Consider the following 22,999-nt stretch of genomic DNA (forward strand, 5'->3'; position numbering starts at 1 on the left):
CACAGGGGTGATCCAAGTCGTACCCGGCCGCGTGGACGTGGCCTGCGAATATGGCCGATCATGGGGCGATGCCGCTGCACGCGCACGAGGCCGATCTGTTCGAGAGCTCCAGGGGGCGCTTGGAGGCGATCGCCTACCGGCTGCTGGGATCGGCCGGTGATGCGGAGGACGCGGTGCAGGACACGTACCTGCGCTGGCATGCGGCGGACCGGGAGCGGATCGAGACGCCCCAAGCGTGGCTGACCAAAGTGCTCACCAACCTCTGCCTCAACCAGCTCTCCTCGGCGCGGGCCAGGCGGGAGACCTACGTAGGGCAGTGGCTGCCCGAGCCGGTGCTGGACGGAGACCGGATCCTCGGTCCCGCCGACACGGCCGAGCAGCGCGAGTCGGTCTCCATGGCGATGCTCACCCTTATGGAGCGGCTGTCTCCCAATGAGCGGGTGGTGTACGTGCTGCGCGAGGCGTTCGGGTACGCGCACCGCGAGATCGCGGAGATCCTGAACATCACCGAGTCGAACTGCCAGCAGATCTACCGGCGCGCCAGGCGGCATCTGGAAGTCGGACGGTCCCGCGCGGAGATCGACGCGGTCGCCGCGCGGAAGATCGTCGAGGAGTTCCTCGCCGCGGCCCTCAGCGGCGACACCGAGCCGCTGATCCGGCTGCTCGCCGACGACGCGGTCAGCGTGGCCGACGGCGGCGGCAAGGTCACCGCCCGCAGGACCCCGGTCATCGGGGCGGTGGGCATCGCCCAGTACTTGCGCGGCATGTTCCGTCCGAGCGACTCCAAACGGGCTCTCGTCGGTGGCAGCCCCGCCTTCCACGCCGCCGTCGTCAACGGCGGTCCTGCCGTGGTGGTCGAGGTCGACGAGCAGGTCATCGGCGTGGTCTGCCTCGATGCGTCTCCCAGCGGGGTGGCCGCCGTCCACATCCAGGTCAACCCGGACAAACTTCAGCGCATCGCGCGCCAGTGGGCGGCCACCGGTCCTCATCGCCCGCTGGCGGAGAAGTGGTGAGCCGGATCACACCCGCTCGTTGTCAGGGATCGCTCGGCCGTCCGGTTCAGGAGGTGACAGCGACCAGATAGGAGCAAGCCATGAAGCACCGCATCGTCGTCCTGGGGGCCGGGTACGCCGGAGCCAACGCCGCCGGCCGCCTCGCCAGGCGGCTGCACCGCGACGACGTCGAGATCACCCTGGTCAACGGCGACCCGGAGTTCGTCGAGCGGGTCCGCATGCACCAGCTCGCGAGCGGGCAGGACCTGCGGCCCCGCCCGCTGCGGGACCTCTACGCGGGCACCGGCGTACAGGTCCGGACGGCCCGGGTCACCGCCGTCGACGTGGAGGGCAAGACCGTCGACCTCGGCGGCGAGACCCTCGCCTACGACACCCTCGTGTACGCCCTGGGCAGCACCACCGCCGATCACGGCGTCCCCGGCGTCGCCGAGCACGCCCACAACGTGGCCGGCAAGCAGGCCGCTCTCCGGTTGCGGGCGCGCCTGAGCGAGGTCGAGCCCGGTGGGACCGTGCTGGTCGTGGGCGGCGGTCTGACCGGCATCGAGACGGCCACCGAGATCGCCGAAGCCCGCCCGGACCTCGAAGTCGCGATCGCCGCCCGGGGCCGCGTCGGCGGCTGGCTCAGCGAGAAGGCCCAGCGTCATCTGCGCGGCGCCCTGGACCGGCTCGGCATCACCGTCCACGACCACGCCGACATAACGCGCGTCGAAGCGGAGGGCGCGGTCACCGACGCAGGCGAGCAGATCCGGGCGCAGGTGACCGTGTGGACCGCCGGCTTCGCCGTCCACCCGATCGCGGCCGCCACCGCCCTTGAGGTGTCCGGCAGCGGCCGGATCGTCGTCGACGCCGGCATGCGATCGGTCTCGCACCCCGATGTGTACGCCGTGGGTGACGCCGCGCTGGCCGAAGGAGCGGGCGGCGGGCCGCTGCGGATGTCCTGCGCCTCGGCGAACCCCATGGCGTGGCTGGCAGCCGACGTCATCGCCGCCCGCTTGACCGGCCGCAGGGTCCCCCGGACCACGATCGGCTACTCCGTGCAGTGCATCAGCCTCGGACGCCGCGATGGGATCATCCAGCGCGTGACCGCCGACGACCAGGTCACGTCCACCGTCTTCACGGGCCGGACCGCCGCCCGGATCAAGGAGATGGTGTGCGCCGGCGCGGCCTGGAGCGTCACCCACCCGACCATGATGATGCCGAGCCGCCGCCGCCACCTCGCGGCCACCGAAGCAGCGGAGACCAGGCTCCTCACCCGGTCATGACGAAGTCAGCGCCAGCCGAGTTCGGGTGCCACGTGGGTCAGGATGTTCTCCAGGACGTGCACGTTGTAGTCCACGCCGAGCTGGTTGGGGACCGTGAGCAACAGCGTGTCGGCGGCCTGAACGGCCTCGTCGCCGGCGAGCTGCTTGACCAGCACGTCCGGCTCGGCCGCGTACGAGCGGCCGAAGACGGCCCTGGTGTTCTCGTCGATCATTCCGATGTGGTCGCCCGAGTCGGCGTTCCGGCCGAAGTAGGCGCGGTCGAGATCGCTGGTCAGCGCGAAGATGCTGCGGCTGACCGAAACACGCGGCTCGCGCCGGTGTCCGGCGTCCTTCCACGCCTGCCGGTAGGCCTCGATCTGCTTGCGCTGCTGGACGTGCAGCGGCTCGCCGGTCTCATCGTCCTTGAGCGTGGAACTCTGCAGGTTCATGCCCAGCTCGGCCGCCCCCACGCTGGTGGCGTTGGAACTCGACCCCCACCAGATGCGGTCGCGCAGCCCCGCGGAATGCGGCTCGACGCGCAGCAGCCCGGGCGGGTTGGGGAACATCGGCCGCGGATTCGGCTCGGCGAAGCCTCGGCCCTGCAGCACCGTGAGCAGTACCTCGGTGTGCTTGCGTGCCATGTCGGCATCGGTGTCGCCCTCGGACGGCTCGTACCCGAAGTACCGCCACCCTTCGATGACCTGTTCCGGCGATCCCCGGCTGATGCCGAGCTGCAGGCGTCCGCCGGAGATCAGGTCGGCGGCCCCGGCGTCTTCGGCGAAGTACATCGGGTTCTCGTACCGCATGTCGATCACGCCGGTGCCGATCTCGATGCGCGAGGTCTTCGCGCCGATCGCGGACAGCAGCGGAAAGGGAGAAGCCAGCTGCCTGGCGAAATGGTGCACCCGGAAATAGGCGCCGTCGGCGCCGAGCTCCTCCGCGGCCACGGCCAGGTCGACCGACTGCAGCAGTGCGTCCGCCGCCGACCGCGTCCGCGAGCCCGCGCCGTCACTCCAGTGGCCGAACGAGAGAAAACCGATCTTCTTCACACCGACGTCAACCATCTCTGCCCCACCGAGATTCCAGAGCGACCGGCCACCCGCAGTAGGGCCTGCATGTCGCCGGGTAGGTACATGTTCGGGAACAGCGGGCCGTCAGGGACCAGTGAGCTGGTCCGGAGACGCCTTCGGCACTCGTGCGTTCACGTGTGGTGTGTCAGGATGCGCGGCATGGGCCTTGCTGACCGGTACCTCGCCGAGGACGAGTCGCTGGTGTACGCCACGCGGCAGCACTGGACGGAGATGGTCGGCGAGTTCGTGATCCTCTGCCTGGTCTGGATCGTCGCGGGTGCGCTGTTGTGGTTCATCCCCTTCGGCCAGGACTGGGGACGGATCGCGGACTACGTCGTGCTCGCCCTGGCCGCCCTGTGCTCGCTGTGGTTCTGGCTGATCCCGCTGCTCCGCTGGCGCGGGACGATGTACATCCTCACGACGAAGCGCATCTACAAGCGCACCGGCCTGCTGACCAAGACCGGCCACAGCATCCCGTTGAGCCGGGTGAACGACGTCTCGTACCGGGTGACGCTCTGGGAGCGGATCTGGCGTTACGGGACGCTGGACGTCCAGTCCGCGTCCGAGCACGGGATGCTCCGGCTCAAGTGCGTCCCGGACCCCGAGGGCCTGCGGTCGAGGATCTATACGGCGGTCGACAACGAGCAGAACCGCTACGAGCGGGGCCCCGACCAGGGCGCGCCGGGCGGCCTTCGGGGCTGACAGAGCGAAGGCGAAGGGCGGGACGCGGCGAGCGTCCCGCCCTTCGGCATTCCGGGGACGCTTCCGTGTACCACCCGGAACGATCGCCCCCTGGGTGCCGTCCAACGAGGTGCGTGTCCGGTGCGGGGGCAGCCCCTAGGCGGCTCCGGCGTACAAGAGAAGAGGGAAGAAGGCATGGTCTTCAGGCAGTTGCTGGGCGTCTTCGGGGTGGGCGGGCCTTCGGTCGAGACGGTGCTGGCCGGCCCGCACGGGCGTCCGGGCGAGTACCTGTCCGGCGAGGTCCGGCTGCAGGGCGGAGACCGTGACACCCCCATCCACCAGGTGGTGCTGAGCCTGGTCACCCGCGCCGAGTACGAGCACGGCGACCACGAGGGAAGCGGCGGCCTGGAGTTCTACCGCGCGGCGATCACCGGGGGCTTCTCCCTGGGCGCCGGGCAGTACCACGCGGTCCCGTTCGAGATGCCGCTGCCGTGGGAGCTGCCCGTCACCGAGGTCTACGGGCAGCACCTGCACGGCATGACCATGGGCGTGCGGACGGAACTGGAGGTCGCCGGGGCGATGGACGCCGGCGACCTGGACCCGATCTCGGTGCTGCCCCTGCCGTCGCAGCAGCGCGTCCTCGACGCGTTCGGAGCGCTGGGCTTCACCTTCAAGGGCGCCGACGTCGAGGAGGGGCACATCGCCGGCCTGCACCAGGAACTGCCGTTCTACCAGGAGATCGAGTTCTACGCGCCGCCGTCGTACGCGGGGCGGATCGGCGAGGTCGAGCTCACCTTCGTCGCGGACCCGCACGGCCTGGCAGTCGTGCTGGAGGCCGACCAGCGCGACTCCTTCCTCTCCGAGGGAGATGACGTCTTCGGACGATTCCACGTCTCCCACGAGCAGGCGCTCCACATGGCCTGGGAGCACGAATTGGAGTCCTGGCTGCACGCCGTGGCCGGGCACGGGAACGGCCACGGGCATGGCGGCCACGGCTTCGGCGGGCATGAGTACGGGCACGAGGGGTTCGGCCACGGCGAGCACCACGGCGGCCACGGGCCGGGCTGGGGCGGGGTGGCGGCGGGCGCGGCCGGCGGCCTGGCGGCCGGGTTCGTCGCCGGTGCCGTCGTCAACGAGATGCTCGATGATGACGACGATGGCGGGGACGACGACTCGTTCGACACCGGCTTCGCCCAGCAGGCCGTCCAGAACGCCTACCAGGAGGCCGCCTACGAGCAGGCGTACGACGACGCGATGGACTCCTTCGAAGACGACAACTGAACGAACCGCACCAGCGCCTCCGCCGAGTCGGATGACCTCGGCGGAGGCGTTTCCGGTGTCCTGGGGCGGCCGTCCCATGCTGTCCGGGGTCGCCGAATCCGAGCCCGAAAGATCCCATTGACCTGCATAAATGGGGTATATCGCCCGCGATCCTCACTGTGGAGGGAGGAACCGTGGCGGACACCAATCGCGGCGTCGTGTACCAGGGACCGGGCGAGGTCACCGTCGAGGACCTGGACTTCCCCAGGCTCGAACTGGCCGAGCAGAACGGCCGCCGGCTCCAGCACGGCGTCATCGTGAAGGTACTCGCGACCAACATCTGCGGGTCCGACCAGCACATGGTGCGCGGCCGGACGACCGCGCCCGCCGGGCTCACGCTCGGCCACGAGATCACCGGCGAGGTGATCGAAACGGGCCGGGACGTCGAGTTCATCAAGGAGGGCGACCTCGTCAGCGTCCCGTTCAACATCGCGTGCGGGCGCTGCCGCAATTGCAAGGAGCGCCACACCGGCGTGTGCGAGAACGTCAACCGGGAACGTCCGGGCGCCGCCTACGGCTACGTCGACATGGGCGGCTGGCATGGCGGGCAGGCGCGGTACGCGGTCGTCCCGTACGCGGACTTCAACCTGCTGAAGTTCCCGGCCGACCGCGACACCGTGATGGCCAAGCTGCCGGACCTGGCGATGCTGTCGGACATCCTCCCCACCGGCTATCACGGCGCCTACACGGCGGGCGTGACCACCGGATCGACCGTGTACGTGGCGGGCGCCGGCCCGGTCGGGCTGGCGTGCGCCACCGCCTGCCTGCTGCTCGGCGCCGCCGTCGTGATCGTCGGTGACATGAACGAGCAGCGGCTGGCGCAGGCGCACGGGTTCGGCTGCGAGACGATCGACCTGTCCCGGCACGCCGACGTGGGCGAGCAGATCGAGCAGATCCTCGGCGTCCCGGAGGTGGACGCGGCCGTCGACTGCGTCGGGTTCGAGGCGCGCGGCCACGGTCCGGACGGGGGAGAGCAGCCCGCGACCGTCCTCAACACGCTGATGGACATCACCCGGGCGGCCGGGCGGGTCGGCATCCCCGGTCTCTACGTGACCGGCGACCCGGGGGCCTCGGACGAGAACGCCCGGGTCGGGCAGCTCGGCCTGAAGATCGGGCTCGGCTGGGCCAAGTCCGAGTCCCTCGCCACCGGGCAGTGCCCGGTGATGTCCTACAACCGGCAGCTGATGATGGCGATCCTGCACGACCGGGTGCACGTCGCCCGCAACGTCAACGCGACGGTCATCCCGCTCGACCAGGCGCCCGAGGGCTACGCCGAGTTCGACCGGGGCGCGGCGCGCAAGTACATCCTCGACCCGCACGGTCTGGTGGGCGCCGCGGCGTGAACCCGGGCCGGTGCCCGCGGTCCGCACGGGCGAGTACGTTGCGCCGCCGCGATCGGCGACACAAGGGGAGTTCATGGCTCTCCGTCGATGCGGCGGCGCATTTCCGCCTCGTACTCGGCCATGGGCGGCAGGCCCACCTGGGCGCGGCGGTCGTCCAGGCCGTCCGGGTCCTCGATCGGCTGCGGCCCGAACCCTGACGCGGTCATGCCGTACTGGGTGCCGTACCGCTGAGGCCGGCCGGCATTGACCCGGACGCGATCCTCCAGGTAGGCGAGGTCCTTGGGATCGTCGTCGCCGCGCTCCACCGCCTCTCGCATGGCGCGCAGGAAACGGCGTTGCGCCTGCCGCCGCCGGTCGGCGTGCTGGGCGAGCAGCCAGGCGGCGTGGGCCGCGTCCCGCCCGACCAGCGCGGTCCCGGGCCACCCCCGCCGCCGGACGACGCGGTCGAGCCACGCGGTGTTCCTGCAGTCGACCCAGACGAAGCGCATGGCCGTGAGAGGCGACAGTGTGGTCCGCGGGGTCGATGCGCGGACCTTCTGGTCCCGCGCGGCCCGGCGCAGCAGATCCGCCTGCAGTCTCCGATCCACGGCCCCACTATCCCTCTTCAGGCGGTCTTGACCGCGCCTGGCGTTTCTTGATCGCCGGTACGGTCGGGGGCTATGACCGACCGCCTGGTCCGAGACGACGATCCGTGGCAGCGGCGGTGGACATGGGACCGGCGGTTTCCGCCGCGTTGGCTGCTCGTCGGATACACCGGCACGCCGCAGTTTCCCGGCGATGATGCCCTGGCGTTGTGCGCCGACATCGAAGGGTTGTTCGTCGATCTGCCGCCCCGGCCGCGGGAACGCTTCACCCTCCTGGGCTGCGTGCCGGACGGCGCACTCGCCTCGCTCCTCAACTCCGTGGCGTCCGACACCGCAGGGGCCGAACGGGCGTGGCTGGGCGACCTCTGGCTGTCGGCCAGACCCGATGACCCTGCGGCACGGCGCGGCTGGATCGGCGAGCAGTTATTGGACGTGACCGTCCTGGACCACCGGCCGTCCAAGACCTCCCCGGAACGCGTCGACATCGACCTGGAGGGCTTGGTCGATGTGGACGACCGTACCGACGGAGTAGCCCGTCCCGACGACGTCACCGGATTCGTGTTGAGCGGTCCGGACGACGCGCCGTGCGGAGTCTGCGCCGACATCACCGGCCTCTTCCGGGAACCCGCCGGACCGCCGGTACCGCGCATCACCCTGGTCGGGTGCCGGCCCGAGCCGCCGCTGCTGACCGCGATCGCCGCGGCGCACCAGACGACGAAGGCCGGTCTGCGCCGCCGTCGAGTGTCGGCGGACGTGGGAGCCGTCGCGGCCGACGGTTCGGCGGTGCCTTGCGGCATCGTGTCCGGCACGCTCCTGTCGAGCGTCCCGTCCACGCTCGGCCCCGACCTCCTCGACGTCACCATCGCCAGCCACGCACGTGAACCGCACCCTGCCGCGACCCGCGGCATTCTGGACCTGTGGTTCACCGGTCGCCCCACCGAGCGCAACCTGTGGGCGGGCTATGACCGGACGCTGCGGCACGAGTGGGCCGGCGTCGCACTGGCCCATCACCGCCGGAACACCCCCGACCAGCAGGCAGGCACCGCCTTTCACCTCGACGGCCGCTTCGTCACCGACATCGACGGCTTCTACTGCGCCATCGGTGAGGCGATCAACGGCCCAGGCGGCTACTTCGGCTGGAACCTCGGCGCTCTCGACGACTGCCTGAGCGGAAAGTGGGGTGCTGAGGCTCCCTTCCGACTGGTCTGGCATGACTCGGCGGTGGCCAGCGGGCACCTCATCGCCGGCTACGACCGCCACCGACACGCGCCGACGATAACCCTCGACACCCTCCTGGAGATGCTCACCGCACACAACATCGAAGTCGAACTGCGCTGAACACGTCCCCGGTCGAGCACCTCGCGGGAGTCCGGAGGCGAGCGCAGGCCGGTCCGGGACCAGGATGCGAGCGGCTGCTCTCGCGTGCTCCAAGGGGTGGTCAATCTCGGTGGTGTCCGGTGTGGCGGGGTCCTGCTGGGTAGGCGCCAGTAGCGCCCGTCCCTGCAGAGAGGCACCGCCGTGAGTCCGAAGCCGCAACAGCAACAGCCGCCCGGTACTCAGTCGCCCGACTGCGGTGAGGAGAGCTATCGCGGGTCGGGGCGGCTGGCCGGCAAGGCGGCGGTGGTCGCGGGCGGGGACAGCCGGATCGGGCGTGCGGTGGCGATCGCGTTCGCGCGGGAAGGCGCCGACGTGCTGATCTCCAACCTCGGCGAGCACGAGGACGCCCGCGACACCGCGCGGCTGGTCGAGGACGCGGGGCGCCGTGCGGTGCTGGTGCCCGGCCAGCCGATCCTGTGACATGGACTGGTATCCGCTGCGGCTGACCACGCCGATCAGGTCGCACGTCTTCGGCGGACGCGCGATCGTCGACCGGCTCGGTCGCCATCCGGCACCGTCCGGCCGGATCGCCGAGACGTGGGAGGTCAGCGACGTCGACGGAGAGATCGCGCGGGTCGAGGCCGGGCCGCTCGCCGGGCGGACGCTGCGGAGTCTGGCCACTGACCACCCCGACGAGCTGGTCGGACGCGGCTGGCGCGGTGACCGTTTTCCCGTCCTGACCAAGTTCATCGACGCGTCCGGGCCGCTGCCCGTCCACCTGCACGCCGACGACACCGACGCCCAGTGGCTGGAGGGCGCCCCGCACGGCAAGACCGAGGCCTGGCACATCCTGGACGCCCCGTCCGGCGCCACCGCACTCGCCGGGCTCCGGCCCGGCGTCGATGCCGCCGGCCTGCGGGACGCCCTGGTGCGCGGTGACTTCGACGCGGTGATGCGGAGGCTGCCCGTCCGGCCGGGCGAGACGCTCTACGTCCCGGCGGGGACGCTGCACAGCTTCGGCCCCGACACGCTCGTCTACGAGATCGAGCAGACCTCCGACGTCCAGCAGAGCGCCATGCCTCACCGCATGGAGGACGGCTCCCGGCTCGACGACGCCGAATGGCACCACAACCTCGACATGCTGATCGCCGAATGGAAGCCCGACCCGCGCCCCGACTTCCAGCCCGGCCTGCGCATCGCCGTCACCGATGACATCGAGAGGGTCGTCTGCACTGCGGGCCCCTACTTCGCGCTGGAGCGGTGGCGTGCTGCGGCCGGCGCCGCGATACGGCTGCCGCTGCCAACGGCGAAGGTCCTCACCAATGTGGGCGCGCCCGTCCAGGTCACCACAGGCGGTCCACCGGAAACGCTCGATCCCGCACGGACCCTGCTGCTCCCCGCCGCGCTGCGCGAAGCGTGGATCACCGGGCCCGCCGACGTGCTCGTGGGCTACTTACCCGATCTCGAAACCGACATCCGCGCGCCGCTGGCCGCGGCCGGCTATGGCCCTCAAGCCATCCAGGCCCTCGGCGACCTGGCATGAGCTTCGCGCGCCGCTAGCGGACGGTCCGCAACGTCACGGATACCCGTCGGCCGCGGGGCACCCGACCGTGCGGGCCGGGGTCGGTCTTGCGCGCCGGGATGGCATGCCGCCAGGCGAATCGCGCCGGGCCGGTCATCACGCACAGGCTGCCGGGTTCCAGGCGTACCGGCACGCGCGTCGCGTCCTCTGGATTGGTGAACTCCATGATGCAGGCCGACAGCAGGCTGACCGAGGCGACGACGGGCCCGAAGGAGGGGACGTGGTCGACGTGGGCGCTGATGCCCTGGCCGGGAAGGTACTCGTTCACGATCACCTGGTCGGGAGGCCGGTCGAAGTGGCCGTCGTCGTGCAGCCGCCGCGCCAGCCGTACCGCCCAGCCCGGTAGCGGCGGGGCCGCGTCGCCGTCCACGCCGCGGTTGCCGTAGTCGTAGCGGTGCCCATAGTGCTGGACGCGTCGCCGCAACTGCGACGACCAAGGCGCGGCGTCGATGTCCGCCGCCAGTTGCCGCCGGCCGTCCTCGTCCAGCCAGCGGTGAACGCACAAGAGACCCGGAACCATGATCGAAAATCTATTCGATCGGAGGCTGTCCGGGCGAGGATGTGCCGAGCGCCGGGCCGGCGGCGTCCGGTTGCGGGCGGGTGGTCAGCTCGGGGCGAGTACTAGGTCGAAGTGCATGCTTGTCCAGGTGCCTTCGGGGTGTGTGCCGTCGGGTGCGGGGCCGGTGGTGTGGTGTTCGGCTTCGACGATGAGGCCGTCTTTGACGCCGAAGACCGCGTCGTGGTCGAGGTGGGGGTCGCCTGCGACGAAGATGTGGGTGATCAGGGTCCGCTGGCCGGGGGCGGTGACCTTGAAGTGCAGGTGGGCGGGACGCATCGGGCCGCGGCCCGCGGCTGCGAGCAGGTCGCCGACCGGGCCGTCGTGCGGGATCGGGTAGGGCGCCGGAAGGACCGACCAGAACCGGTACTCGCCGTCCGGACCCGATCGCAGGCGGCCACGGCCGGCGGTCCGGTCCCCGGGGTACTGGACGTCGTAGAAGCCGTCCTCGTCGGCCTCCCAGACGTCCAGCCACGCTCCGGCGATCGGGGTTCCGTCCACGGAGCGCACGTGACCCGATACGTGGCACGGGGTGCCGGGCGCTCCGCGGGCGATGTCGCCGCCGAGCGGGATCTCGGGGGCGCCGTCGACGAAGAACGGCCCGAACACCGTGGACTCGGTCGCTCCCGGCGCCTCCGGCTCGTTGATCGCGACGGTGAGCATGGACAGCCCGAGGACGTCGGACAGCAGGATGAACTCCTGGCGGCGGTCGTCGGTGATGTGCCCGGTGCGGGTGAGGAACCCGATCGCGGTCTCCCATTCGCGCTGGGTGAGCCGGACGTCCCGGGCGAAGGCGTGCAGGTGCCCGACCAGGCTTTGCATGATCTCGCGGAGTCGCGGATCGGCGGTTCCGCCGAAACTGGCGAGGACCTCGTCGGTCACCGCCTGCTCCCGGCCGGAGGCTTGCTCGTCGGTCATGCGTTCTCCTTCAGCCGGCCCATGCCGCGTGCAGCAGCGTCCTGAGGCCCGAGCGGGTGATGGGGCGCGGGTTGTCGGCGGGCGCGACGGCGAGGATCTCGTCCAGGACGGTCTCGATGCCGTCCTCGCGCAGGCCGAGTTCCCGCAGGCCGGCGGGCACGCCGAGTCCGCGGCCGAGGTCGTCGAGGCCCCTGGCCGGATCGGGCCGGCCGAGCGCGGCGGCGATGCGGGAGGCGGCCTCGGGCGCGGCCGCGGCGTTGAACGCGAGCACGTGCGGCAGCACGATCGCATGCGTCTGGGCGTGCGGCAGGTCGAAGGCCCCGCCCAGGACGTGGCAGATCTTGTGGTGCAGCCCGGACCCCGCGACGGCGAAGGCCGAACCGGCGAGGTAGGCGCCCAGCAGCAGGCCGGCGCGGGCGTCGCGGTCGGCCGGATCGGCGGCGACCGCGGGCAGGCCGGCCGCGAGGCGCCGGATCCCGTCCTCGGCGACGGCGCTGGACACCGGGTTGCGGCCAGGGGCCCAGAACGCCTCGACGCAGTGGGCCATCGCGTTGAGCCCGCTGGCCACCGACAGCGCCACGGGGAGCGTCATGGTCAGGTCGGGGTCGTAGACCACGGTCCCGGGAAGCACGCGCGGGTCGGTGCCGGTGGTCTTGCGGGCCCCTTCGGTCAGGCCCCACACCGGTGTGACCTCCGAGCCGGCATAGGTGGTGGGTACGGCGACGATCGGCAGGCCCGTGGTCAGCGCGACCGCCTTGGCCGTCCCCGTCGTCGAACCGCCGCCGATCGACAGCACCAGATCGGCGCCCGCGGCGACTTCGCGAGCGCGCTCGGCGACCTCGACCGGAACGTGCGGGCGGATCGCGGAGAACGTGGCCGTGACGCGGTCCGCGAACGGACCGCACAGCTCGCGGACCAGGCCGGACTCGGCATCGCGCGCGACGACCAGGATCCGCTCGGCGCCGAACGCGTCGACCTCATCGAGCAGCCCCCTGCGGGCGACGCCGGCCCCGAACACCACCCGTCCCGGCAGCGCATCGTAGACGAACGCTCTGATCGGACTCATCGACTCGGCTCCGGATCGGAAAGGACGGTTGGCTGGCAGCAGCCGGCGATCACCATCGTGCACCCACAAGGCGACATCGGCAGAGACGATGGCGTTACCGGCCCTGCTTTCGTCTCCTTCCCCAGATCAGCGTCGCGCAGCCGCGGCGCGGCGAGGACATCCTGATCACCTCCGAGAACTCCAGTGCGCGGCGCCCTTATGGACAGCACGGCGACCGACGCGACCGGCGTCTGCACACCGATGTCGAGAGGAACATGCGTCTGCGACTACGTAGAGCGGCCTTGGCTGCCGGGATTCGCCATCCTGGCGGTCGCTGGAACCAGCGTCCCCGCCCAGGCGGCGGCCCCGAAAACCGGCGCGAACGCGCAGGCCGGATGGATTTTGATCGACAATTGTGCGAGCCGTTTCGACTGCGTGGACGCAGGCCAGCAGTACGAGCGCGAGGGCTGGTAGTGCAAATGCGTCGACTATCCCCTTCCTGTAATTCTCTCCATTAGAGCCCAGAAAAACCGTGTCTGCGCGCCTGGCGGACGTGCGGCATGCGCGAGGTCCCGTCAGGCAGCCAGGCTTACGCCGGTCGGCATTATGCTTGCGGATCCTGTGGCCACGCGTGCACCGGCGAACGCGAGTAGTGCGGGGTCAGTTCGCGGCGTCGGCCGGAGATCGCCGTGGCGGCGGCGCCGATCGCGCAGTAGGCGGCGGCGATGCCGATCACCACGAGCAGACGTCCACCGCCGCGTCCCGGCCGTCCTCACCTACCCCCGCTCCTGGCCCTCGCTCCGTGTTCCTGCTACCGCACGGGCAGGTCAAGGAAGCCGGTCTGGATGAGGCGGGCAGGGCCGCCGCGCTGTATCCACAGGCCTCGCCCCGGAGGCAGCGGGGCCGGGTAGTGCGGCGGGAACAGCTGTCCTTCGGAGCGGTCGCCGGACATCATCAGCGCGCTTGTCCCGCTCTCGCGTACGGCTTGGACCAGCGGTTCGTAAAGGCCACGGCCCGCGCCGGCGGCGCGGCGGGCGATCACGAAGTGGAGGCCGATGTCGCGTCCGCCGGGGACGAACGGGAGGAACGGTGCCAGCGGTTGCTGGCCGGCGCTGGTCAGCAGGTCGTAGTCGTCCACCAGCACCACGACGCGCGGCGCGTTCTCCGCGGAGCCCTCGTCGGTGAGGCGGGCGTCCAGTTCCCCTGCCACAGCGGTGGCCAGCCCTGCGGCGAGGCGGGCGTTGCCGGCGTAGCCCCCCAAGTACGGTTCGGGGATCACGTCGCGCAGCGTCCGGCGCGGGTCCAGGACGGCGAACACCAGTTCCTCGGAGGAGTAGCGAGACAGCAGGCCCTGGGCGATCAGACGCAGCAGGTTGGACTTGCCGCACTCTCCATCGCCCAGGACGAGCAGGTTCTGGTCATCGTTGAGCAGGTCGAGCAGCACCGGTTCCAAGGCGCGCTCGTCCACACCGATGGGGACGGCGTCGGGGACGGTGCTCGGCGTGGGAAGACTCTCGGCGGGCAGCACATGCGGCAGGACCCGGATGGGAGGCGCCGTCTTGCCGCTCCACGCCCCGCGCACGGACGCCGCCGTCGTCTCGACGATCTCGCCGAGGTCGGACGCCTCCAGCCGCGAGTCGACCCGGGGCAGCGCCACGTGCCCGAACAGCTTGCCGTCGTCGGTCAGCGCCCGCCCCGGCAGCTCGGCGGAGATGGTCTCGGCGAGCTTCCGGTCGATCGCCGAGTCGGCCGGGTCGTTGAGCCGCAGTTCGATGCGCCTGCCGAAGTTGGACTGCATGGCGATCCGCACGTCATGCCAGCGCAGCATCCCGGCGATCACGTGGATGCCGTAGCCGCCGCCGCGCTGCAGCAGATCGGAGACGTCGTCGTCGATCTCCTCGAAGTCGGTGCGCAGTGCGCCGAAGCCGTCGACCACCATCAGGACGTCCGTGCAGGGCAGTTCGGGGACCCGCCCCTCGGCGTGCAGCCGCCGCAGCCGTGCGACCGAGTCGATGCCGTGCTTGCGGAAGACCTCCTGCCGGTGCTCGAGCATTCCGCGCATTTCCTCGACGGTACGGCGGACCCGCTCGGTGTCGGTCCGGCCCGCCACCCCGCCGACGTTGGGCAGGGCGGCGAGGGCGTGCATCCCCCCGCCGACCAGGTCCAGGGCGTACACCGCCACCTGCTGCGGGGTGTGCGTCAGTGCCAGCGACAGCACGAGGGTGCGCAGCAGCGTGGTCTTGCCGGTCTGCGGCCCGCCGATCACGGCGATGTGCCCGCCCGAGACGGTCAGGTCCAGATCCCAGCGGTACTGGCGCTGACGTCGCGGATCGTCCAGCAGGCCCATCGGCACGTGCATCGGACGGATCTGCGTCGGCACCCTCAGTCCCTCGGCATCGGGCTCCGGAGGGCCGAGGACCGCGTCCAAAGGGACGGCGGACGGAAGAGGCGGCAGCCAGATGTTCTGCACCCGGCGGCCGATGAGCTGGCGGACCAGGACGTCCAGCAGGGTCGGTCCGGCACTGCGCTCGGGCAGCGCCGTCTCGGGGATGCCGGCCTGTTCGTATCCGCCCCGCCCGCCGGTGTTGAACGCCGGATACGGCTGCACCGACGGGGGTGTGGTGTCGTCCTCGTCGTCGACCGGCCGGCGGTACGGCCCGGATAGGTAGCCCCCCTTGAACCGCTGGTAGAGGCTGGTGTCGACCTTCAGGTAGCCGAAGCCGGGCAGGGCGGGCAGGTGGAAGGCGTCGGGCGTGTCGAGGACGGTCCGCGACTCCTCTTCGGAGAACGTCCGCAGGCCGATGCGGTACGACAGGTAGGTCTCCAGCCCGCGCAGCTTGCCGCCTTCGATGCGCTGGCTGGACAGCAGCAGGTGGACGCCGATGCTGCGGCCGATGCGTCCGATCGACAGGAACAGCTCGATGAAGTCGGGACGGGCCGACAGCAGTTCCCCGAACTCATCGATGATCACCAGCAGGTGGGGCAGCGGCGGAAGATCGGGCCGGTGGTTCGTGCGCTGATAGTTGTAGTCGCCGATGCCGGCGATGTTGCCCGCGTCCCGGAGCACCTGCTGGCGGCGCTGCACCTCACCGGACAGGCTGGTGTAGGCGCGCTCAATGAGCCCGGCGTCGTCCTCCAGGTTCGTGATGACACCGGCGACATGCGGCAGTGAGGCGAACGGCGCGAACGTCGCGCCGCCCTTGTAGTCGACCAGCACCATGCTGACCTGCTCCGGCGAATGCGTCACCGCCAGCGACAGCACCAGCGTCCGCAGCAACTCGCTCTTGCCGGAGCCGGTCGCGCCGACGCACAGCCCGTGCGGCCCCATGCCGAGCTGCGCGGCCTCCTTCAGGTCGAGGATGACCGGCTGCCCCTGGTCGTCCATGCCGATCGGCACCCGCAGGAACGCGCGCTCGCCGCGCGGCGTCCAGAGCCGATCCAGGTCGAGCCGTTCGGGGTCCTCGATGCCGAGCAGCTTCGGGACGTCCAGGTCGCCGCCCTGGCGAGCGGCTTCCTCGATCGACTCGGCCGACAGCCTGAACGGGGCGAGCATCCGTGCCAGCCCCGTCATGGTCCCGGCGGGAACCTGGTCCAGCTCTCCCTCGAACTCGCCGCCCGTCCGCAGGTCCGCGACACGGACGCGGTCCCCCTGGACGGTGATCCGGACGCTGACGTCCCCGGGTTCGTGCTGCTGATCGGACAGCAGGTGGACGACGGTGGCGGCGAGCCCCGTGGGCGGGATCGTGTCATCCGGCCGCACCATCTCCGTGGCGACGTCCCCGTAGGAGTCGTGCACCAGGACGAGCCGGCGCAGCAGCCGATAGGCGTCCTTCTGGCCGAGGCCGCGGCGGACCTCGGTGGCGAAGTCGGTACGGTCCTTCAGATCGTCGGCCAGCAGCCTGCTGAGCTGCTGGGGAGCCGGAGCGAGCAGACGGGCGTTGACCGGGCCGTCCCGGTGCTCACGGTCCTGCGTGTGCGGCAGCCATTTCGCCCACGCCCAGTCGGCCATCCGCTTGGAGGAGTGGACGATTCCCAGCGCGACGTCCTCGGGCGCATGGAAGGCGGCGAGCTGCGCGACCAGGGCCCGGATCACCGCCAGCACGTCGCCCCGCTCTCCGATGACGCTCACGTTGCCCGCCATGTCCAGCGGCACGGCCAGCGGCATGTCCGGCGCGGTTCCGAACCGGCGGAGCGCCACCTTGACCTCGGCCATCATGAACGAGTCGGCGGGCGTGAGCGCGTTGGCCTGCTCGTCCAGCTCCAGCGGCTGCCCCGGCATCTCTCCCGTGCCGATCCGCACTCGCAGGAAATCGGGGTTCTGCCGCCGCCGCTCCCACAGCCGCATCGGATCGCGGACGATGTCGTACAACGCCTCCGGTGGAGGATCGAGCCGCCGTGCCTGCTCACGCCGCCTCTGCTCGGCCTCGGTGAGTCGAGCGCGGGTCTCCTCGAGGTACTCCAGGTACCGTTCGCGCTGCGCGCGCCGCTGCCGCGACACCTGCCCGCGCCGTGACAGCAGCAGCGCCGCGCCCGCCAGCACCGCGACGACCAGCAGCACGGCCCCGAGCACCACGAATGCGGGGTTCCGCAGCACCGTCATGATCGCCAGCGAGATCATCATGCCGATCATCGGCAGCACCGCGAACAACTGCGTGCCGACCCCGCCGGACTCCGGCAGCTGCGGCGGCGCCTCGATCCTGAGCCGCTCCGCCTCGGCAACGGGCATCACGACCCGCGCCGGCCGGTGCACCACCCGCGTCGTCACCCCACCACCCCGGCCCACTCCAGCGCCCGGACACGCCCTGACCAAGCCCGACCGCACCGACCGCTCCGTGCCACCGGAATCACTTGACGTGCGGCAGCCCTAGAAGCGGCAGATCCACGGGCTCGTTGCCCCTGCGTTCATTCCAGGCATGATAGTAAAAGGGGGCTTCGCTGCTGATGCGGTATCCGTCGCGCAGCCCCAGCACGGCCTTGGTCGCGAGTTCTCGGTACTGTGCCGCGGTGGCCGGCCAGTCAAGGGTGTCCCACCAGTTGTCGCGCCCTAGTTCCCTGGCGGGTGGACGCCACCCCAGCTCCCTGATGGCCTCTTCTCCGGCCGGGGTCGCCCAGACGTCGGGATCCAGGTAATCATTGTGCGACAATTCGGCGATCAGCCGGGCATCCTCCTGCACGAACTGAATCGCCCGCGAAGCTTCGATCTCTCGCTCCGCTTCGTGGATGACGACCAGCGTTCCGGCGCTCAGCCGGGCCAGTTCTTCCGCCAGATGCCCGGCGAATCCGTGCCAATCGATGTCAATCGCCTTCCCAGTGATCCAGATCGTCGAGGTAGTCGTTTCGAGCCGAAAAGATCTCGACATTGGTGCATGTGTCGTTGAGCCCGAGCGTCGAATCCGGACCACGCCATCGAACCTCGGGGGACGGGCCGGGGAGTCTTTGCGTGGGATCGCCGAATGCTTCGGTCAGCAAGCCGGTCGCATGAGCGAACGCGTCGCGGAGCCACGCCCGGCTGAGCATTTTGAAATCGATGAGCGAGGTCACCGGCGCGTACACGGCGCTGACTCCGTCTTTGTCGTCGATTTCCACGCTGCCGGAAGAGGGGCCCAGCCCGGTGTCGAAGTCGATACCGCCTTCGGAGTCACTTTCCATGGTCCAACCGAGAGCTCGCGCCACGGTCGGGACGTGGGATGCCGACCAAGGCCACCTGAGATCTCGGAGATGCGCCGCCAGCTCGATGATCGCCTGGTCGTCCAATATGCCTTCGTTCACGGCATCAGCCCATCGGCCTGGTCCAGCGGCGGGCGCTTCCGCACCTTCACTTGGCACGATCCCACCACCAATGACTTGCCGGCAGTCCCGGAAGCAGCATCGCCTCGGGCAGCCGGTCCGCGGCCGGCAGCCGATCGCGGAGCTCATCGTCGACTTCCTCGATCAGCTCCATGTCCAGGAGGGACGAGGCGGCATCTCCCAGGAAGGAGGCGGAGAGCACCTCTACGGCGGAGCGGTGAAGGCAGGCCTGATAGGCGAGGCCCGCGCCGACGCCGAGACTGTACTCCTCCAGCATGCTCAGGTAGCCGCCGAGTTCGCCGCCGCGAGTCGACAGCACCTCGGGCACTTCCCGCCCGGCGGGTTCCGGCGCGGGGGCACCGGGCTGGAGGGCGGTGGCCAGGACCGAGAGCATGACCAGGTCCACCGGCGTGCCGCGCTGGAACTCCTGCGCCATCTCATGCGCACCGAACCGGGCGAGGCCTTTGAAGCCGTGGGGGCTGACGCGGGTCTGCGCCGCGGTCGGGATGTCGGGCCACCCGAAGGCGCGCAGCCAGACGCTTCCGTCGTTGCGGACCTCGACCGTCGCGGCGAGGTTCACGTCCACCCCGGCAGCGGCCGGGCGGCTCCGGACGAATACGAGTTCCTGCCCGTTTCCGTGGTCCTGATGCAGCCGGACGTCGCCCTGCGCGATCGTACGAGCCGCAGATTTGTGATACGCCGCTATCGGCGATTCGCCGCCGCGCTCGTCCGCCGGCAGATCAGTGATATGCCGCCTCGACTGCACGGCGGCGTCCACCGGATCCTCGAAACCGATCCGGCCGGCCTGCCGCCGCACCTGGTCCGGAATGGATCCGGCGCCGAGCCGGATATCGACCCGAGCGGCAGAACCCCCTGCGTTCATCACCCGTTTCCCATACTTTCGGTTCCACGTCCGGAAACTCTTTGCCGCGCGACCGGAGTACACGACCGCTATCCCGGCGCAGTGTAACACCAGCATTTCTTGTCGCCGCACCTCAGCCAGTCCGCGGAGCCGGGCTCTCCACGTCCGAGATCACCGGCATAGAGGCGGTCTCCGAATTCCCGCATGTCCATCGTCACGGGCTCCGGCTGCCACCACCACCAGTGCGACTTCGGCGCCCAGGAGGGAATCTGCCCGCGATGCATCGGCGTCGGGTCATCGGCGACGTCCCGCAATGCTTCGTCGAAGTCGTCCACGGATTCCACCGCCCAATCGGACGAGACGACTCCGGGAAAATCATTCTGTAGCGCCTGAACGGCCGTCCTGTGCTGGCAGGCGGTCAGGTAGCCGTCCGTACGGCCACGTAGGGCGTAGATCTCGCCATCGCTCGCATAGGAACCCAGCACGGACTGCGCGCGTTCTCCCAGCAAAAACGGCTCCACCCCCGCCTGCTTCATCCGAGTACCGAACGCCTGCGCCTCAGCCGGGTCTCTCGCTCCCCAGCGAGCCAGTGCCGCGTAAACTTTGAGGACTGCATCCATGGCGGTGCCCGGACCGTCCTCCCGCCCGGCCGCCAGCATTCCGTTCAGCAGGGTGAAATGCTCTTCGATCTGCTGGACCAAGTCTGCGTGGGTTTCGCCTACCATATCACCTAGTATAGAGCGTCAACCTCACTCAGATCGCCCTTGTAAATTTTCAGGCCACCGTAGGTCGCCACGACGACCTTGCCGTTGGGATTGATAAAGACCAGCGCCTCCATGTAGTGCTCGTGACCCACCTTGCGGACATAGAGGACTCTTTGCGTTCCATCCGCTTCGACCACACGTGACACCATTTTTCCGGTGCGGAGCGTGCGAGCCTCGCTATCGAGGTAGTCATGGACGAGGTCACCCTTGCGTTCGCCAGCGGGAAGTTCTTTATAATGCTTGTGCGCATGGTAGGCCGCCGAGGTACGGTCCCCCATTCCGATTTCCCCTGCATGCTGCCGGACTCCCGCAAACTCTCCATTTCCGTCGAGATGCGGATCGATCGTCACATCGTGGGGACGAGCCCGGCGAACCTCTTCGAGGTCGCGCCGTAGAGTCTCGGCGACGTCGACTCGCTCGAACTCCCGGACATAGTGGTACGCCTTACTTTGCCCACCCAAGTCCAACTGCCCTGCGTTGTGTGCGGCGTTAACCTTTCTCTGTGCCTCGTCGTACAGCGACTTGTAATATTCATAGCGATAGCCGACGGCTCGAGGCGTCTTCGCCCCGTCCATTGCGAACTTCAGTGCATCAGAATGCAGGTCGCGGATTTTGATGACCTTCTTGGCGAAGCCCTGCTCTAGCGCCTTGGCCAGGCGTTGCCATTCGTCTCCGACGCGGGAGCGGCCCGCGCGGAGGTCGGCTATCTGCTCATCCGTCAGGCCACCTTCGTGCAGGCTCTTTTCCAGCTGATCGGCCTTCGCGAGCCGCTTGCGTTCCTCCTCGGGAGAAAGGCCGCTCTCAGGATCGCGCTCGTGGCCCGGCTCGCCGGGGCGCCCGGGCTCGCCGGGATGTTCGGGCTCGCCGGGATGTTCGGGCGGGTGGCCGGGAGACCCGTCGCGGGTCTCGGGGCCGTGCTCGGCGGGCCGGTCTTCGTGCTGGGCGGGCCGGTCCTCGTGCGGGGTTGGGCGGTCCTCGTGCGGAGCGGGGCTGCCCTCGTGCGAAGCGGGGCGGGGCTCGTGCGGGCCGCCCCCGCCCTTCTCGGCCGGGATGTGCGGTTGCTTGCCACCGGGTTCTCCAGGGGCGTGCCCACCGGGTGGCGGAGTCTCACCGGGGCGACCGGCGGGACCGGCTTCATGCCCGGGGTGCGTCTTGCCGCCACCGGGGATGCCCTCTTCTCCTCCACGCGCCGGACCCGTCCCCAGCCCGGTCTTCTCTCCGAGGTAGTGCCGCAGGGCGGCCAGGGACGGTCGTTTGGCCGCGAGCTTGGAGAAGCCGGTGAGGTCGGCGATCCGGCCGGCGGCGCCGGTGGCCATTCGGCTGAGGCCCTCCATGGGGGCGTTGCCGAGTCGCTCGGTGGCGCGGAGGACCTTGCCGCCGGGGAGGTCGCCGAGTTTGCCGGCCTTGCCGAGCTTGAGTTCGGAGATGCCGAGCGTCAGGGCGTTGACGCCGACCCGGCCGAGGGCGCCCGCGTAGTTGTGGTGCTTCCAGTCGTCCCAGGCGATCAGGCTCTTGCCGAGATCGCGCCAGGCGCCGAGCGCCTTGCGGGCGTCGTGGTCGCCGTTGGCGGCCTCGACCCATGTCGTCGGGGAGGCGCCGTGGGCCAGGTGGTAGATGCCCGTCCAGGCGTTCGCCATCCGGTCGGGCTCGGTGATGTCGATCAGGACGAAGGGGGCGTGGATGAGGTCGTAGGCGGCGCCCCCCGCGCCCTTGAGGAAGCGCAGCCACGCGGGGTCGGGCTTCTTGGTCGTCTGCCCCCAGGGCATCTTCATGCCGTCGTGGTAGTTCGCCGCGCCCCAGGCGACGTATCCGGGAGGCAGGCGGCCGTTCCCGTCCTGCTGCATCTCGACCGGCACGTAGTGCGGTCCGCCGACCATGGCGTTGATCTTGTTGGCGCAGGTGCGCTGGGCGGCCTGGAAGGCGATCGCCCATCCGCCGAGCCCTTTGATGAGGTCGTTGCGCTTGCCCTGGACCTTGTCGTCGGTGTCGGCGTCCGGGTCGCCCATGTAGGTCTGGTTGAAGTGGACCGCCTCGGCCTTGAGGGCGCTGAGATGCGACTGGATCTTCCTGACCTCCGCCGCGTACTCGCGGAGGGCACCGACGACCGTGCCGGTCTGGGAGGCGACCGTGTCGACCTCGGCCTTCACCGGTCCCATCGCCGCCAGGAGCTTTGCGGCCTCGGGCGCCCTGTAGAACGACTTCAGGCCGTGTCCGGACCAGATCGCTTCGGCCCGGTCCCCGGCCCGCTGGACGGCCTCGGTCGGTTTGCCCAGCCCGGTCGCGGCCTGCTCGACCTTCTCGGCAATTCCGCTGAGGTCCGGGATCTGCGAGACGTCGATGCTGGTCATTTCTTCGGCTCCACCTCGCTCGGCTTGGGAGCGAGAGTGGCCTTGCGCTGCGCGGCGGCCGCCCTGCGTGCGTGAGCCCGGGCGCGCTCACCCATCTCGTGGTCGGCGAGGTCGTAGAAGCGGGCCGCCTTCGCGGTCTGGCCGAGTGCGCGGTTGACGCGCACGGCCGCCCCGTTCCAGCGCCGGGCCGTCGCCTCGCCGAAGCGCTCGAGCGCGCCGGTCACGATGTCGCTGTGGCTGCCGGAGGCCGCGTCGGCCAGGTGCTGGAAGTACGCCTTACGGGCGTCCCACAAGGGTTCTACGGCCCCCTGAACCTTGGTCAGTTCCCCGAGGACGCCCGGCAGGTCGATCTTGTAGGCCGTCATGCCACCCGCTCATGCTCGCCATATCGACAGATCTGACAGATCCCACGAAAGTGGTCAACGGTAAGGTATCGATCTTGCTCGGCTCACTCCATGTGACGTGGACCACACGCGATGGCCGAGCGCCAAAGACGAGGACAAAACACGAGGTGGCCGGAAACTCGGGCATCGCGGGGCGCGTCTCACTGTCCGATCGTGGTCACGGC

22 protein-coding genes are annotated in these 22,999 nt (G+C 70.1%); 9 read left to right on the forward strand and 13 right to left on the reverse strand.

The features are described from left to right. Nucleotides 1-68 precede the first annotated feature (68 nt). The gene (locus J4709_RS47480; protein WP_208252082.1) at nt 69-1,013 is read left to right on the forward strand and encodes an RNA polymerase sigma-70 factor; all 945 of its coding nucleotides are present in this window, start codon (nt 69-71) and stop codon (nt 1,011-1,013) included. 80 nt (nt 1,014-1,093) lie between these two features. After that, complete coding sequence (locus J4709_RS47485; RefSeq protein WP_208252083.1) at nt 1,094-2,275, forward strand: NAD(P)/FAD-dependent oxidoreductase; 1,182 nt, start codon at nt 1,094-1,096, stop codon at nt 2,273-2,275. A gap of 5 nt (nt 2,276-2,280) precedes the next feature. On the opposite strand, the gene J4709_RS47490 is transcribed toward J4709_RS47485, so the two are convergent. Beyond that, on the reverse strand, nt 2,281-3,318 hold the full coding sequence (locus J4709_RS47490; RefSeq protein ID WP_232385136.1) for an LLM class flavin-dependent oxidoreductase: 1,038 nt from the start codon (nt 3,316-3,318) through the stop codon (nt 2,281-2,283). Between the two features lie 165 nt (nt 3,319-3,483). Between J4709_RS47490 and J4709_RS47495 the strand changes: the two genes are divergently transcribed. The 3 genes from J4709_RS47495 (at nt 3,484) to fdhA (ending at nt 6,668) form a co-directional block, all read left to right on the forward strand. Beyond that, complete coding sequence (locus J4709_RS47495) at nt 3,484-4,026, forward strand: PH domain-containing protein (RefSeq protein WP_208252084.1); 543 nt, start codon at nt 3,484-3,486, stop codon at nt 4,024-4,026. A 174-nt stretch (nt 4,027-4,200) separates the two neighbouring features. Continuing rightward, nucleotides 4,201-5,286 (forward strand): sporulation protein, encoded by a 1,086-nt coding sequence (locus J4709_RS47500; protein WP_208252085.1) that lies wholly within the window; start codon nt 4,201-4,203, stop codon nt 5,284-5,286. 173 nt (nt 5,287-5,459) lie between these two features. Continuing rightward, nucleotides 5,460-6,668: a formaldehyde dehydrogenase, glutathione-independent gene (gene fdhA, locus J4709_RS47505; protein ID WP_208252086.1), complete on the forward strand. Its 1,209-nt coding sequence runs from the start codon at nt 5,460-5,462 to the stop codon at nt 6,666-6,668. A gap of 71 nt (nt 6,669-6,739) precedes the next feature. On the opposite strand, the gene J4709_RS47510 is transcribed toward fdhA, so the two are convergent. Further along, nucleotides 6,740-7,255 carry a DUF6624 domain-containing protein gene (locus J4709_RS47510; protein ID WP_208252087.1) on the reverse strand — a complete coding sequence of 172 codons (516 nt, stop codon included), beginning with the start codon at nt 7,253-7,255 and terminating at the stop codon, nt 6,740-6,742. A 72-nt stretch (nt 7,256-7,327) separates the two neighbouring features. Between J4709_RS47510 and J4709_RS47515 the strand changes: the two genes are divergently transcribed. The 3 genes from J4709_RS47515 to J4709_RS47525 all read left to right on the forward strand — a co-directional run bounded on the left by J4709_RS47515 (nt 7,328) and on the right by J4709_RS47525 (nt 10,112). Continuing rightward, nucleotides 7,328-8,590: a barstar family protein gene (locus J4709_RS47515; protein WP_208252088.1), complete on the forward strand. Its 1,263-nt coding sequence runs from the start codon at nt 7,328-7,330 to the stop codon at nt 8,588-8,590. A gap of 180 nt (nt 8,591-8,770) precedes the next feature. Continuing rightward, nucleotides 8,771-9,049 carry a Rossmann-fold NAD(P)-binding domain-containing protein gene (locus J4709_RS47520; protein ID WP_269757651.1) on the forward strand — a complete coding sequence of 93 codons (279 nt, stop codon included), beginning with the start codon at nt 8,771-8,773 and terminating at the stop codon, nt 9,047-9,049. Between the two features lies 1 nt (nt 9,050). Beyond that, nucleotides 9,051-10,112, forward strand: a complete 1,062-nt coding sequence (locus J4709_RS47525) for a class I mannose-6-phosphate isomerase (protein WP_208252089.1) — start codon at nt 9,051-9,053, stop codon at nt 10,110-10,112. Between the two features lie 13 nt (nt 10,113-10,125). Here J4709_RS47525 and J4709_RS47530 read toward each other — a convergent pair whose 3' ends face one another. The 3 genes from J4709_RS47530 to J4709_RS47540 form a co-directional block, all read right to left on the reverse strand. Continuing rightward, nucleotides 10,126-10,671 (reverse strand): alpha-ketoglutarate-dependent dioxygenase AlkB, encoded by a 546-nt coding sequence (locus J4709_RS47530; RefSeq protein WP_208252090.1) that lies wholly within the window; start codon nt 10,669-10,671, stop codon nt 10,126-10,128. Between the two features lie 84 nt (nt 10,672-10,755). Beyond that, nucleotides 10,756-11,625, reverse strand: coding sequence for a hydroxyquinol 1,2-dioxygenase (locus tag J4709_RS47535; RefSeq protein ID WP_208252091.1), 870 nt, complete (start codon nt 11,623-11,625; stop codon nt 10,756-10,758). A gap of 10 nt (nt 11,626-11,635) precedes the next feature. Further along, nucleotides 11,636-12,691 (reverse strand): maleylacetate reductase, encoded by a 1,056-nt coding sequence (locus tag J4709_RS47540; RefSeq protein ID WP_208252092.1) that lies wholly within the window; start codon nt 12,689-12,691, stop codon nt 11,636-11,638. Nucleotides 12,692-12,889: 198 nt separating this feature from the next. Between J4709_RS47540 and J4709_RS47545 the strand changes: the two genes are divergently transcribed. Continuing rightward, complete coding sequence (locus J4709_RS47545) at nt 12,890-13,144, forward strand: hypothetical protein (RefSeq protein ID WP_208252093.1); 255 nt, start codon at nt 12,890-12,892, stop codon at nt 13,142-13,144. A gap of 130 nt (nt 13,145-13,274) precedes the next feature. On the opposite strand, the gene J4709_RS55265 is transcribed toward J4709_RS47545, so the two are convergent. From J4709_RS55265 to J4709_RS47580, 8 genes are all read right to left on the reverse strand, one after another. Next, complete coding sequence (locus J4709_RS55265; protein WP_269757652.1) at nt 13,275-13,409, reverse strand: hypothetical protein; 135 nt, start codon at nt 13,407-13,409, stop codon at nt 13,275-13,277. A gap of 72 nt (nt 13,410-13,481) precedes the next feature. Next, nucleotides 13,482-17,435, reverse strand: coding sequence for a type VII secretion protein EccCa (eccCa, locus tag J4709_RS47550; protein ID WP_208252094.1), 3,954 nt, complete (start codon nt 17,433-17,435; stop codon nt 13,482-13,484). 79 nt (nt 17,436-17,514) lie between these two features. Then, nucleotides 17,515-18,030 carry a TY-Chap domain-containing protein gene (locus J4709_RS47555; RefSeq protein WP_208252095.1) on the reverse strand — a complete coding sequence of 172 codons (516 nt, stop codon included), beginning with the start codon at nt 18,028-18,030 and terminating at the stop codon, nt 17,515-17,517. Continuing rightward, the gene (locus J4709_RS47560) at nt 17,966-18,439 is read right to left on the reverse strand and encodes a DUF6301 family protein (protein WP_208252096.1); all 474 of its coding nucleotides are present in this window, start codon (nt 18,437-18,439) and stop codon (nt 17,966-17,968) included. The genes J4709_RS47555 and J4709_RS47560 overlap by 65 nt, the downstream gene beginning before the upstream one ends. 46 nt (nt 18,440-18,485) lie before the next feature. After that, complete coding sequence (locus J4709_RS47565) at nt 18,486-19,340, reverse strand: hypothetical protein (protein WP_208252097.1); 855 nt, start codon at nt 19,338-19,340, stop codon at nt 18,486-18,488. A 68-nt stretch (nt 19,341-19,408) separates the two neighbouring features. Beyond that, a complete protein-coding gene (locus tag J4709_RS47570; protein WP_208252098.1) occupies nt 19,409-20,044 on the reverse strand; it encodes a hypothetical protein in 636 nt (211 codons plus the stop codon). Nucleotides 20,045-20,049: 5 nt separating this feature from the next. Beyond that, nucleotides 20,050-22,431 (reverse strand): proline-rich domain-containing protein, encoded by a 2,382-nt coding sequence (locus tag J4709_RS47575; protein ID WP_208252099.1) that lies wholly within the window; start codon nt 22,429-22,431, stop codon nt 20,050-20,052. After that, nucleotides 22,428-22,796: a DUF6507 family protein gene (locus J4709_RS47580; protein WP_208252100.1), complete on the reverse strand. Its 369-nt coding sequence runs from the start codon at nt 22,794-22,796 to the stop codon at nt 22,428-22,430. Before J4709_RS47580 ends, J4709_RS47575 begins: the two co-directional genes overlap by 4 nt. Between the last annotated feature and the right edge of the window lie 203 nt (nt 22,797-22,999).

It is taken from the genome of Actinomadura violacea (assembly GCF_017573465.1).
GTDB classification, from domain to species: Bacteria; Actinomycetota; Actinomycetes; order Streptosporangiales; family Streptosporangiaceae; genus Spirillospora; species Spirillospora violacea.